10 protein-coding genes and 1 pseudogene are annotated in these 12,220 nt (G+C 46.9%); 10 read left to right on the top strand and 1 reads right to left on the bottom strand.

Annotation, left to right across the window (positions count from 1 at the left end; genetic code table 11):
- The first annotated feature begins 148 nt into the window (after positions 1-148).
- From DXA20_RS09260 to DXA20_RS09290, 7 genes are all read left to right on the top strand, one after another.
- Positions 149-1,297, top strand: a complete 1,149-nt coding sequence (locus tag DXA20_RS09260; protein WP_243100600.1) for an aldo/keto reductase — start codon at positions 149-151, stop codon at positions 1,295-1,297.
- A gap of 106 nt (positions 1,298-1,403) precedes the next feature.
- Complete coding sequence (locus DXA20_RS09265; RefSeq protein ID WP_118560288.1) at positions 1,404-1,958, top strand: GNAT family N-acetyltransferase; 555 nt, start codon at positions 1,404-1,406, stop codon at positions 1,956-1,958.
- 137 nt (positions 1,959-2,095) lie between these two features.
- Positions 2,096-2,398: a Dabb family protein gene (locus DXA20_RS09270; RefSeq protein WP_158577185.1), complete on the top strand. Its 303-nt coding sequence runs from the start codon at positions 2,096-2,098 to the stop codon at positions 2,396-2,398.
- Positions 2,399-2,417: 19 nt separating this feature from the next.
- Positions 2,418-2,897, top strand: a complete 480-nt coding sequence (locus DXA20_RS09275; RefSeq protein ID WP_118560292.1) for an S-ribosylhomocysteine lyase — start codon at positions 2,418-2,420, stop codon at positions 2,895-2,897.
- Positions 2,898-2,924: 27 nt separating this feature from the next.
- Complete coding sequence (locus DXA20_RS09280) at positions 2,925-3,629, top strand: 5'-methylthioadenosine/adenosylhomocysteine nucleosidase (protein ID WP_118560294.1); 705 nt, start codon at positions 2,925-2,927, stop codon at positions 3,627-3,629.
- 31 nt (positions 3,630-3,660) lie between these two features.
- A complete protein-coding gene (locus tag DXA20_RS09285; protein ID WP_118560296.1) occupies positions 3,661-4,650 on the top strand; it encodes an aldo/keto reductase in 990 nt (329 codons plus the stop codon).
- Positions 4,651-4,664: 14 nt separating this feature from the next.
- Entirely contained in the window at positions 4,665-4,931 is a 267-nt protein-coding gene (locus DXA20_RS09290) for a hypothetical protein (protein WP_022306813.1), read from the top strand.
- A 133-nt stretch (positions 4,932-5,064) separates the two neighbouring features.
- Here DXA20_RS09290 and DXA20_RS09295 read toward each other — a convergent pair whose 3' ends face one another.
- Positions 5,065-6,312 (bottom strand): AGE family epimerase/isomerase, encoded by a 1,248-nt coding sequence (locus DXA20_RS09295; RefSeq protein WP_330420738.1) that lies wholly within the window; start codon positions 6,310-6,312, stop codon positions 5,065-5,067.
- A gap of 249 nt (positions 6,313-6,561) precedes the next feature.
- On the opposite strand from DXA20_RS09295, the gene DXA20_RS09300 reads away from it, so the two are divergent.
- The 3 genes and pseudogenes from DXA20_RS09300 to DXA20_RS09310 all read left to right on the top strand — a co-directional run bounded on the left by DXA20_RS09300 (position 6,562) and on the right by DXA20_RS09310 (position 12,192).
- The gene (locus DXA20_RS09300; RefSeq protein ID WP_118560298.1) at positions 6,562-7,893 is read left to right on the top strand and encodes an MATE family efflux transporter; all 1,332 of its coding nucleotides are present in this window, start codon (positions 6,562-6,564) and stop codon (positions 7,891-7,893) included.
- Between the two features lie 226 nt (positions 7,894-8,119).
- Complete coding sequence (locus DXA20_RS09305) at positions 8,120-10,720, top strand: cation-translocating P-type ATPase (RefSeq protein WP_118560300.1); 2,601 nt, start codon at positions 8,120-8,122, stop codon at positions 10,718-10,720.
- Positions 10,721-10,807: 87 nt separating this feature from the next.
- A pseudogene (locus DXA20_RS09310) lies at positions 10,808-12,192 on the top strand (PhoH family protein).
- Positions 12,193-12,220 lie beyond the last annotated feature (28 nt).

The raw sequence follows: 12,220 nt of genomic DNA on the forward strand, positions 1-12,220 counted from the left end.
ATAATATAAAATTCTGGGAAATACTGCATTGTATTCTCCCATGCAACCGTCAACATATCAGTTCATTATAAAAATATCAAATTTTTGTCTTGACAACTGAGCCATTATATTTTTCTGGTACCTGATCGCACGGGTGTTCCGGTTTATCATGCTACTTGATGACATATGGACTCTCGGAATTTATATTGGTGTCTATGTGGTCTTTATTCTGGACATTGTGTCGTATGTCACCATGATATTTCATGACCGGTACAGCTATCTGACCGCGGAAGGCGTGATGACGAGTGTCGCCGTTCTTCGCTGGGAGAAGTTCGACTTTGCATGGCAGCAGCCGGCAAACGGAGAGCTTTCGCAGGTGCTGATGGTATCCACACCCAAAGATAACGTTCCATACCGCTTTGAGTTTAGCCGTGTCGACTGCAAACGTGCGCATGAGATCGTTGCCAGTCATATCAATGTAGAAGAGAACACGAAGGGAGATGTCACAATGATATCATTAAGTAATGGGATTAAGATGCCGGTGATTGGTCTCGGTGTCTATAAAATGAACGCCGGAGACGAGATGAATAACGCTATCAAGGCTGCATACGATGCCGGTTACCGGCTTTTCGATACTGCACAGATGTATGGTAATGAAAAGGCTCTGGGAGATGCATTGATCGCCAATGGAATTCCACGTTCAGAAGTTTTTCTGGTAAGCAAGGTGGATAACGGCAATCAATGGTATCAGGAGACCATGAAAAGTCTTCATGAGACACTGGATAAGCTGCAGACAACATATCTGGATTCCTTTCTGATCCATTGGCCAGGGCAGAATAAAGAGAGAATGTTAAGCACCTGGCATGCCATGGAGGAGGCTTATCAACAGGGACTCGTGCACAGCATTGGTGTCTGCAATTTTGAAATCTGCCAGCTCGAATTTCTTCTGGCACACTGCCAGATTTCTCCAATGATCAATCAGATTGAGAACAGTCCGCTGATGCACGATACAGAGCTTACCGATTACTGTAAGACGCATGATATCCGGATTATGGCATGGGCTCCGTTGCAGCGTGGCAAATTTAACGATACACTGGCAGAAATGGCAGGACGCTATCAGAAAACGCCGGCACAGATCCTGCTTCGCTGGAATATCGAACAGGGTATTATTCCGATTCCAAAGTCCAAGAATCCGGACAGACTGCGTGAAAATATCGCTGTCTTTGATTTTAAATTGACTGCAGAAGATATGAAAACTCTGAATCAGATGAATCAGGGGAAACGAACAAGCTTTGATCCGCTGACCTTTGATTTCTGATCACTCGATACGGTAAGAGAGCAGTTTGCTCTTTGATCACCGAAGTAAAAGCAGGGGAATAAATCGCTTATCTATAAGATCATTTATCACAGATATAAGGAGATGTATGAAGAACATATATCACGATCAGAACATATACCGGGGTGAGCTTATGCTTCGCCCGGTGGAACAATCAGATATCAGTGCCATCGAATCGATCGTGACCGATCCGGGGATCACGATGATGCTGGATTTTCCGAAGAGGGATTATGAAGAAGCCAGAACCTTTGTTGACTGGGCAGCAAGACAATGGCATTATCCGGTTCCGAAGGACCGTATATTTGTCATCATCCGGTCGGATCAGATCGTTGGTCTCATTGATCTGGAGACAATAGAAGAACCGGACGTTTTTGAGATCGGATGGCTTTTACGTCCTGACCAGCGCAATCAGGGGATTGCCACAGGGGCAGCGCAGATGCTTACCGAATACGGCTTTGAAAAGCTGCATGCCACAAAGCTTACCGCGCACTGTGACTGCAAAAACATCCCGTCTAAGAAAGTGATGATTAAGCTTGGAATGAAAAGAACCGAAGAGCCGGGGAAGCGGATCTATCCGAGAACCGGTCAGCAAGCATTCGAATATACCTATGAACGAATGGCGGAAACCAATACTGTCCGATGATATATTTCGATCAGTTTTAGTTACCTATTCTCATCAGATGGTGTATAATCAATTTGTATGTTCTTTTGATGGGATTATTGGTTTGTTATTACAGATCTCATGCAAAAGGATTGACACGGAAAGGCAGGTTTTATATTATGATAAGACATATTCTGTTCTGGAACTATACCGATACCGTCAAGAATCAGCACAGAGAAGCAGAAGCATTACAGTTTCTGCAGGATTCTGTTGCAACCATGAACGGACACATTGACGGACTTTTAAAGGCAGAGATTGGAACAAATCTTGCCGGTGGATACGATCTGGTATTTTATGCGGAACTAGAAGATACAGATGCACTAAATGCATTCCGGGATCATCCGCTTCACGCCGCACACAGGGAAAGATGCAAGGATATCGTAACAGACAGGCTCTGCGGAGACCTGATCACAACAATATAACGGAGGAATCAATATTATCATGGAAAAGATCACAAGTTTTACCATTGACCACATTAAGCTGCAGCCCGGGGTTTATGTTTCCAGAAAGGATCCGGTCGGCGATCAGACGATCACAACCTTCGATCTGCGTATGACTTCCCCGAATGAGGAGCCGGTCATGAACACGGCAGAGATGCATACGATCGAACATCTTGCAGCAACATTTTTGAGGAATCATACGAATTACGGCAGCAAGACGATCTATTTCGGACCGATGGGCTGCCGCACCGGCTTTTATCTCTTGCTGGCTGGCGACTACGAATCCGGGGATATCGTGCCGTTAATGATCGAGATGTTTGAATTTATCCGTGATTTTCACGATGAAGTACCGGGCGCAAGTCCAAAGGACTGCGGCAATTATTTGGATATGAATCTTGGCATGGCAAATTATCTGGCAAAGAAGTATCTGGACGAAGTCCTGTATCACATTGACGAGAGCAGACTGGTATATCCAAAGTAATGAGACATAAAGAAAAGAGGTAGAGCATTGAAAATTGGAATTATTGGAGCAATGGAGCTTGAGGTTGCCACATTAAAGCAGGAGTTGACACAGGTTGTGTGCAAGAACGTGGCCGGTATGGAATTTTATGACGGACTGCTTGATAAAGTACCGGTCGTTGTTGTACGGTGCGGTGTCGGAAAGGTCAATGCCGCCATGTGCGTGCAGATCTTAAATGATGTTTATCAGGTAAGCCATGTGATCAATACCGGTGTAGCCGGTGGCTTAAATGCCGGACTTAACATTGGAGATATTCTTATCTCAAATGCAGCCCTGCAGCATGATATGAACGTTGAGCCGCTTGGATATGCACCGGGACAGATTCCGGGGGGTGATACGCTTTCCTTCCCGGCAGATACGCAAATGAAGAATGATGCCATCGCCTGCTGTAAAAATGTTAATCCGGATATCAACGTGATGGAAGGACTTGTGGTAAGCGGTGATCAGTTTATTGCAGAGCAGTCTGTCAGAGAGCATCTGATCCGGGATTTCCACGGCGACTGTGCAGAGATGGAGGGCGCTGCCATCGCACAGGCAGCTTATCTGAACAAACTGCCGTTTGTGATCATCCGCGCAATTTCCGACAAGGCAGATCATTCCGCACAGATGGACTATCCGACCTTTGAAAAGCAGGCGGCAAAGCACTGTGCAAATCTGGTATCTGCATTCGTCAAAAGCTATCAGGCAAAGTAAAAGACAATAATGGATAAATGGGGGCACACATATGTATACACCAAATGACAAGCGTTACGACAATATGATCTATAGCCGCTGTGGTAAAAGTGGTTTGAAACTGCCGAAGATCTCACTGGGCTTCTGGCAGAATTTTGGGTACCGGTCTGATTTTGCGAATATGGAAGAGATGGTACATACGGCATTTGATCTTGGTATCACACATTTCGATCTCGCCAATAATTATGGCAATCCATACAACGGCAGTGCCGAGGAGAATTTCGGCAGGATCCTTGACCGTGGGATGCGTCCGTTTCGTGATGAAATGTGCATCTCCACAAAAGCAGGCTATGAGATGTGGGACGGACCTTACGGCGACCGTAACGGTTCCCGCAAATATCTGATTGCTTCGCTGGATCAAAGCCTGAAACGGATGAAATTAGATTATGTCGATATCTTTTATCATCATGTGTATGATCCGGATACGCCCATGGAGGAGACTGCCTGTGCCCTTGACCAGATCGTGCGTCAGGGTAAGGCACTGTATGTCGGCGTCTCCAATTACAATAAAGAGCAGACAAAGCGAATGCAGGAACTCTTAACAGAACTTAAAACACCGTTTATTATCAATCAGCCGTCTTACTCAATGCTGAACCGTTGGATCGAAGAGGATGGGCTGGATGAATATGCTTACGAAAGCGGGATTGGACTTGCGGTATTCTCCCCATTATCCCAGGGCTTTTTAACAGACCGGTATTTAAACGGGATCCCGGCTGATTCACGGATCGGTAAGGGCAATACATGGCTTGGTGACCAGCTTGACGATGCGATGCTTACCCGCTTAAATGCACTCAATCAGATTGCAAAAAGCAGAGAGCAGACGTTGTCTGAAATGGCATTGTCATGGTGTCTATCCAATAAAGCGGTCACAACAGTGCTTGCCGGTGCAAGCAGTCCGGCGCAGATCAGGACAAACACAGCATGTCTGAAGCATCTTGATTTTACCGATGAGGAACAGGTGCAGATCCGTGCCCTGCTGTAACAGGAGGAATGAGAATGTTTGATTTTTTGACTCATCTTGGGAAGAATAAAGAACTCGAAGCGCTGATGCAGGAGATTGATTCCAATCTTGCGAACAATTATAAGGACGCCGCCCAGGAGGCACTTGCCCGGTTTGAACAGAAGATGTGCGACCTGACGGCACAGGGAAGTTTAAAGCCGAAATCACAGAAGGAGTATGCCGATAAACTGGTGGGCTACAAGCAGACGCTCAAGGGATTTTCACATAAGGATCAGAAGCCATACTGGGAATCGAATTCCTGATAATATAAGTTATTTGCTTACCGCATTATGAATATAATTTTTAAACTCGCTTAAGCCTTACGGTCTAAGCGAGTTTTTGTTCCGGTATAGGAAAATGCTCATAATGTAGTGTTCAAAGATCTGTTACTTATCTTTATCCGATCAGCTTATGCTTCTTTACAGCCGGAGCGATCGAAAGCTTCGGGTGGTATAAAGGGATCAGTGTTGCCTGCACCGCATGGTAAAGATCGGATTTTCCCGGCCATACCGTGTCAAGCAGCTTGTTATCACGATCAAGCTGGTGAAACCATGAGCCTGTCTTATGATCCCAGACAATCTCATCGAGATACTGAAGAAACATGCTGTAATCCTCGGCATATTCTGCTTCGCCGGTTACATGCCAGAGGACAGAAGAGGTGTTGATCGCTTCTGCAAGAGTCCAGTGCATCCGGTCATGCACCACAGGCTTTCCATTCCAGTCTGTGGTATAGACAAGTCCCGGCGCACCGTCAACATTCCAGGCATCTGTTACGGCACGGCGGTATAACTTCTTTGCGGCAGTCAGATAGCTGGCAGCCGCTGTAGTGTTGTCCGAAAAAGTGGACAGTGCCCACTGCGAGATCAGTCTCGCCCACTCGATACCATGTCCCGGTGTCGCGCCGTACGGCTTAAACGGATCGTCCGGATGGTCCCTGTTGCATTCTAAATCTGCCTCCCAGGAAGACGTAAAATGCTCCGGAATACGCCAGTCATTCTCATCAGCCCAGCCGATCACATGATCAATGATGCGTCCGGCACGCATACGGTATTTCTCATCGCCGGTGACGTCCGCAGCCGAAAGAAATGCTTCCACCGTATGCATATTGGCATTTAAGCCACGGTAATCATCAAGCTCTGTAAACTCTGTATTCCAGGTATCACAGGAAAGTCCCTCTGTTTCATTCCAGAAGTATTTATCATAAATAGCCAGTGCATCCTGAAGAAGTGCATCTGCCTGATCGATTTCTGCAAGCACACCGGAGGATGCAGCAAGAATAACAAACGCATGTGCATAGCACTGCTTGTTCGGAAGAATGGAGCCATCTGCAGTAAGTCCCGCATACCAGCCACCGTTTTTGTCATCGTGCAGTTCCCCGCAAAGTCCTTTGATCGCAGCGGATGCAAGTTCTTTACTGCCCGGATGTGAAAGAAAACTTCCGAGACAATATACATGCGCCATGCGGCTTGTGATCCATGTTTCACGGTTTCGTGTTTTCCATGGGGTTCCGTCATCGCCGAGATAATAAGAACTTCCCTTCGAAGAAGGAAACTTGTGCCCAAAGGACAGAAGCTCATTTCGTGCCTTTTTTAAAAAGTCGCTATTCTGCGCAGTGTCAATTTGATATTGCCTCTCCATATTCATCGTACTCCTGCCTTTCTGTATGCCTTGTATTTTGCTGCTTCTTATTATACGTTTCTTACCATGAAATCTCAATCATTGATTTTTGGATAAAGTGTATTATAATAGAATTGTTCCCTGTTCTGGGAAGAGTGCGGAGTAATTTCATTTACTTTGTATAACCGGCATCTCTGTTTTATTTATATTTAGAAGAGTGCAGGAGGAATGCGCGGTTGCAGGGAACATTTACTATATGATGACAGGTGAAGGAATATGTATTATGATCTGACAAGAGGCAGCATATCGAAGTCTCTTTTCTTTTTTGCCCTTCCGATGATGGCAGGAAATCTTTTGCAGCAATTTTACAATATCGCAGATACTCTGATCGTCGGTCGTGTTCTTGGAACCAATGCACTTGCTGCAGTCGGCTCTGCCTACACGTTGATGACGTTTTTGACATCCATATTCTTAGGACTCAGTATGGGGGCCGGTGCGCTTTTCTCAATCTACCGTGGAAAGGGAGAGAAGGAAGCTCTGAAAGCGGCAGTCTTTCATGCCTTTGTGCTGATCATGGCAGTGACGGTTGTATTAAACGCATTTGTATATCTGTTCTTAGAGCCGATTTTGATATTTTTGTGCGTGCCTGCGGAAGTGATCGAGCCGATGCGTCAGTATCTCCGGATCATATTTGCGGGACTGATCGCAACCTCGGTTTATAACTTTTTTGCATGCATGCTGCGTGCCATTGGCAACTCAGCCGTTCCGCTTTATTTTCTTGCGGTGTCTGCTGTCCTGAATATCGGTCTCGACCTTTTATTTATCATCGGGTTTCATTGGGGTATCAGCGGCGCTGCGATCGCAACGATTATAGCTCAGTACATTGCAGGGATCGGCATTGTGCTCTACGCTCTCCGGTGCTGCCGTGATATCGTTTCCGGATGGAAGAATGTCCCATTTAATGGACAGATTTTAAAGAAGATCATCAATCTTTCCGCACTGACCTGTCTGCAGCAGTCGGTAATGAATTTTGGTATCCTGATGGTGCAGGGGCTGGTCAACAGCTTTGGTTCTGTGATCATGGCAGCCTTTGCAGCTGCCGTTAAGATCGACACGTTTGCGTACCTGCCGGTGCAGGATTTTGGCAATGCCTTCTCCACCTTTGTGGCACAGAATTACGGTGCCGGCAACAAAGACCGTATCCGTCTTGGAACAAAGCAGGCATTTAAAATGAGTATTTTGTTCAGTCTTGTGATCTCGGCGCTTGTATTTATATTTGCCGCACCGCTGATGGAAATTTTCGTGGATTACTCCGCACAGGACGTCATCGCTGCAGGTGTCCGTTATCTGCGGATCGAGGGAAGCTTTTACTGCGGGATCGGCTGTCTGTTTCTTCTGTACGGATATTATCGCGCCGTCAACCATGCAGAAATGTCCGTGGTGCTTACCGTGATCTCTCTGGGGCTTCGTGTTGCTCTGGCATACCTGTTCTCAGGCTTTATCGGCGTGACCGGAATCTGGATCTCGATTCCGATCGGATGGGTTCTTGCAGATATTGTCGGGATTTTGTACATGTCTGTTGAACAAAAACGTCTTGACATATCCTGATACGCCCGTTATACTGATTTTAATTTAATAAACACGCATGTAAGGGGAGTAATTTAAATGCATTGTCAACAATCTCGGCGCACGCGCCTGGTGATGCATACCGCTTAATATTTGTTCGGTTATGAGACTTTTCATGCAGAGTCAGATCATTTAATGGATCTTATTCTGCATGTGAGGTCTCATTTTATTTTACAAAATTTTATCAGAAAGAGAGAGGTAAAAAGGTATGAAAAACTGGTATCAACAGACAACGTCGCAGGTTCTTTCCGAAGTGGAGACGACCATGGAGGGACTCGCCGGAAGTGAAGCGGATAACAGGCTGCGGGAACACGGTCTAAATACGTTAGACTGTGCGAAACAAAAAAGTCTGCTCCGCGTTTTTGGCGAACAGTTTGCCGATCTGCTTGTCATTATTCTGATCATTGCCGCGGTCGTATCGGCGATATCCGGTAATCCGGAAAGCACGGCGGTTATTATCGTCGTTCTGATCCTGAACGCAGTGCTTGGAACCGTACAGTACAGCAAAGCCCGCAAATCCTTAAACAGTCTGAAAAAGCTTTCGTCCCCGTCTGCCAAAGTGCTCCGGGACGGCATTAAAACAGAGCTTGACGCCCAGAATATTGTTCCGGGTGATATTCTTTTACTGGAAGCCGGCGATCTTGTGGTCGCAGACGGACGTATCCTGAACAATTATTCCCTGCAGGTCAATGAGAGCTCTTTAACCGGAGAATCCACCAATATCGATAAGGAAGAAACTGTTTTAACCGGTGAGGCCGCTCTCGGTGACCGGATCAATATGGTCTATTCCGGCAGTCTTGTCACCTACGGAAGAGCAGAGGTCATTGTCACCGAAACCGGTATGGACACCGAGATGGGAAAGATTGCCCGTCTCATGAATGACACCGGCGAACGCAAAACACCTCTGCAGGTCAGTTTAGACCGCTTCAGCGGAAAGCTTGCCATGGCGATCATGGTGATCTGTGTCTTTGTTTTCGGACTGAGCCTGTACCGTGGAAGCGGGCTGTTAGATTCACTGTTATTTGCTGTTGCGCTTGCTGTTGCGGCGATCCCTGAAGCACTCGGCTCGATCGTCACGATCGTTCAGGCGATGGGAACACAGAAAATGGCAAGGGAAAATGCGATCATCAAGGATTTAAAAGCCGTAGAAAGCCTTGGATGTGTATCTGTGATCTGTTCAGATAAAACCGGCACACTGACACAGAATAAGATGACGGTGCGCCAGCTTTTCGCAGATCAGAATGTATATGCTCCATCGGAGCTTTCCAAAGAAAATCCGGTTCACAAGCTGCTTCTTCTCAATGCTGTTTTAAATAATGATTCCGATATTATTGACGGACAGGGGATTGGTGACCCGACCGAATATGCACTGCTTGAAATGTCCGATCAGGTTCGCCACGACTATCCGGAGCTGCGCCGTCAATATACAAGACTGGAGGAAATCCCGTTTGATTCCGACCGTAAACGGATGAGCAGCCGCTATCTTGTAGAGGATCAAAACCTTGTCTTTGTAAAAGGTGCTTTAGATACCATGACGGACCGCATCGTAAAGGTTGCCACTTCACACGGCGTGGTTCCCTTTGATCATACAGAGGCTGAGAAGCTTTTTGAGATTAATCAGTCCTTTTCAATGCAGGGACTTCGTGTTCTGGCATTTGCCTGCCGCGAACTTCCCGATGATACCGCACTGACACAGGAAACAGAGCGTGATCTGGTCTTTCTCGGTCTTGCCGCAATGATCGATCCTCCGAGAGAGGAGTCCGTTAAAGCGGTAAAGGACGCTGATTCCGCCGGTATCCGCACTGTCATGATCACAGGCGATCACCGTATTACTGCCACAGCCATTGCCAGACAGATCGGTATTTTTAAAGAGGGAGATCTTGCCGTTACCGGAATGGAATTAGACCATATGGATGATAAGGAGCTTGCGGATAAGATCGAACAGATCTCTGTTTATGCGCGCGTTTCCCCGGAAAATAAGATCCGGATCGTTGATGCATGGCAGCAAAAGGGGAAGATTGTTTCCATGACCGGAGATGGTGTCAACGATGCTCCGGCACTTAAAAAAGCAGATATCGGCGTTGCCATGGGAATCACCGGCACCGAGGTTGCCAAGGATGCCGCTTCGATGATTCTCGGGGACGATAATTTCGCCACGATTATTAAAGCCGTTGCAAACGGACGCAATGTTTACCGCAATATCAAAAATGCGATCGGATTTCTTCTGTCCGGCAATATGGCCGGAATACTTGCCGTGCTCTACACCTCACTGGCAGGGCTTTCGATTCCGTTCGAGCCGGTACATCTTCTGTTTATCAATCTATTGACCGATTCACTTCCAGCTTTGGCGATCGGCATGGAACCACCGGAGAAGGATCTATTAAAAAGAAAGCCGCGTGACCAGAAGGAAGGAATTTTAACGCGGACCTTCTGCGTCCAGATTTTGGGACAGGGTATTCTGATCGCAATCGCAACTATGATCGCTTACCATTACGGATACCGTACCGATCATATGACCGCAATGACTATGGCATTTTCTACGTTGTCTCTGGCGCGTCTGTTCCATGGCTTTAATTGCCGCAGCCATCATTCAATCGTGCGGATCGGTTTTCGAAGAAACCGCTACAGTCTCTGGGCATTTGCCGCAGGCGTTTTCCTGCTTGGAATTGTCCTGCTTGTTCCCGGCATGCACGGTATCTTCTCGGTGGCAAAGCTGAACATAACGGCATACGGCATAATCCTTTTGCTTTCCGCACTACCAACCATCCTGATCCAGCTTGTACGGCTGCTTCGGGAGAATATGCACTAAGTTTTACATTTCCTTTACCGTACCACGATAGCAGATTTTACACGGAGCGCTTAAAATATATGAAAATAAATCAAACGAAAGAGGGAAATGATACTTGAAAAAAACATATGTATCGACACCAATGTGCTGATACAAAATCCGGACGCCCTTCACTGCTTTGAAGATAATACTCTGATCCTGCCGCTTGTTGTTGTAGAGGAGTTGGATGGTCTGAAGAAAAACGAAGGTGAGAATGGCTCCAATGCAAGAAGTGCTGTCCGCATTCTGGAAAGCTACCGTAACAAAGGAGATCTTTTAAAGGGCGTAAAGCTGGAGCAGGGCGGTACCCTCCGTATTGAAAAAAACTTTAAGGACGTAGAACTTCCTCCGGATCTCCCGGATGACAAAGCCGATAACCGTATCCTAAAGGTCTGCCTTGGTCTTTTTCAGCAGCGAAAGCGCGGTCAGCAGATCGTTCTTGTGACAAAGGATATTGTGCTTCGTCTGAAGGCACAGATCCTTGGACTGCGCGCAGAGGACTTTACCACGGAACAGATCTCAGGGGATGACAATATGTATCCTGGCAGGTCGCAGGCATACATTCCGGAGGATCAGGTAAAGCTCTTCAAAAAGCACGGAGCCCCGTTAGACGTTCTTTATATATCAGATGAAAATGGGAAAACAAGTCCGGTCGAAGCGGCAGAAAACGAATTTCTGATCCTTACCCCGGATCAGTCCTCCGGTAAGACATTACTTGGCAGGGTGACCGGTCAGAAGGTTGTCCCTTTACGCTATAAGAAGACAAAGCCCTATGGGATAAAGCCACAGAATCTGGGACAGTATTTTATGCAGGAGGCACTGATGCTTCCGGCAAAGGAAATCCCTCTTGTGATCATCAAGGGCATGGCCGGAACCGCCAAAACCTTCTATCGCTTGCCGTCGGCATGGAAAAGGTGTACAACAATCCGTCGGGAGAATACCGGCGCATCATTGTGTGCCGTCCGAATGCACAATTTGATGATGACATCGGCTTCCTTCCGGGCGGAGAGAAAGAAAAGATTGCGCCGCTGATGCGTCCGATCATTGATAATCTGGAGCAGATCCTGGATTCCGATGAGGAGAACCGCTACGAGGACGAAGAAGCACTTCGGGATAAGATCCAGGAAATCTTTGAACGTGGGATCATCCAGACCGAAGCACTGAATTTTATCCGTGGTCGTTCGATCGTCGGTACTTATCTGATTATCGATGAGGCACAGAATATGACACCCAATCAGGTAAAGGGCATCATCACCCGCGCCGGCAAGGGGACAAAGATCATCCTGCTGGGCGATCCGATGCAGATCGATAAGCCGTTTCTGGATGAGAAAACAAACGGACTCAGCTACGCAGCAAAGTACATGAAGGGCAGTCCTTACTGCTGTCAGCTTACCTTATCGGCAGAAGAGTGCGAACGCTCCGTGCTTGCCATGGACGCGATCACGCGGTTATAACAAATCAGAGAGAACGGTGATAAATCCA

Origin of the sequence: Roseburia sp. AM59-24XD, assembly GCF_003478445.1 — a bacterium.
Taxonomy (GTDB): domain Bacteria; phylum Bacillota; class Clostridia; order Lachnospirales; family Lachnospiraceae; genus Jutongia.